Annotated in this window: 1 protein-coding gene, 3 tRNA genes and 1 rRNA gene; all 5 read right to left on the bottom strand. The window is 54.4% G+C overall.

Features of this window, described 5'->3' with window-relative positions:
- The coding region (locus P7F28_RS17165) for a GTP-binding protein (RefSeq protein WP_277185719.1) at window positions 1-247 on the bottom strand (247 nt) is incomplete at its 3' end.
- A 62-nt stretch (window positions 248-309) separates the two neighbouring features.
- A tRNA-Thr gene (locus P7F28_RS17160) sits at window positions 310-384 on the bottom strand.
- Window positions 385-399: 15 nt separating this feature from the next.
- A tRNA-Gly gene (locus P7F28_RS17155) sits at window positions 400-473 on the bottom strand.
- Between the two features lie 31 nt (window positions 474-504).
- Window positions 505-590 (bottom strand) — tRNA-Tyr (locus tag P7F28_RS17150).
- A 149-nt stretch (window positions 591-739) separates the two neighbouring features.
- Window positions 740-853 (bottom strand): 5S ribosomal RNA (rrf, locus tag P7F28_RS17145).
- Between the last annotated feature and the right edge of the window lie 126 nt (window positions 854-979).

The following is a 979-nucleotide window of genomic DNA, read 5'->3' as shown; positions in this document are numbered from 1 at the left end:
GGCAGTCAACGTGTGCGTAGTGGCGGTTAGCCGTTTCGTACTCGACGTGCGCGGTGTTGATGGTAATACCACGTGCCTTTTCTTCCGGCGCTGCGTCGATCTGGTCGTACGCCTTGGCTTCGCCGCCGAACTTCTGCGTGAGAACCGTCGTGATTGCTGCCGTCAGCGTGGTCTTGCCGTGGTCAACGTGACCGATCGTGCCCACGTTCACGTGCGGCTTGGTCCGCTCGAATTTACCTTTGGCCATTTTCGACTCCTAACAGGATTTTCGCACCTTGCGCCGCGCGCAACTTACAGGACTGATACAGCTGGTGCCCATGGGCAGGATCGAACTGCCGACCTCTCCCTTACCAAGGGAGTGCTCTACCACTGAGCCACATGGGCACTACAGACCAACACTGGAGCGGGTGAAGGGAATCGAACCCTCGTCATAAGCTTGGAAGGCTTCTGCTCTACCATTGAGCTACACCCGCGAGGATTTGGATTCCCTTACCGCTTGAATTCTGGTGGAGGAGGTTGGATTCGAACCAACGTAGGCGTAAGCCAACAGATTTACAGTCTGCCCCCTTTAGCCACTCGGGCACCCCTCCGCAGAGAACTATCGATTATGGGGCAACAACATATCGTTGTCAAGCGTTTCTTACGGCCCGAAACAATCGATGCTCTCACTTATAGAGAAAACAAAAACGCAAAAACCCCATCCAGGGTGTGGATGGGGTTTTTGTTTGCAGCATGAGGAGCCTGACGATTACCTACTTTCACACGGGAGCTCCGCACTATCATCGGCGTGGAGTCGTTTCACGGTCCTGTTCGGGATGGGAAGGGGTGGGACCGACTCGCTATGGTCATCAGGCATGACTTGTTGTTGTATCGCTTTGGGGCGCTACAACCAATCTGGGAAGAAGTAGTGGGGAGTGACTGTGTGGCACAGTCGATACTCGCCAGTGGTACAAACACACTGGTTATAGGATCAAGCCTT

It is taken from the genome of Caballeronia sp. BR00000012568055, from assembly GCF_029439455.1.
GTDB lineage: Bacteria > Pseudomonadota > Gammaproteobacteria > Burkholderiales > Burkholderiaceae > Caballeronia.
This window is presented reverse-complemented; position numbering and strand designations above follow the sequence as displayed.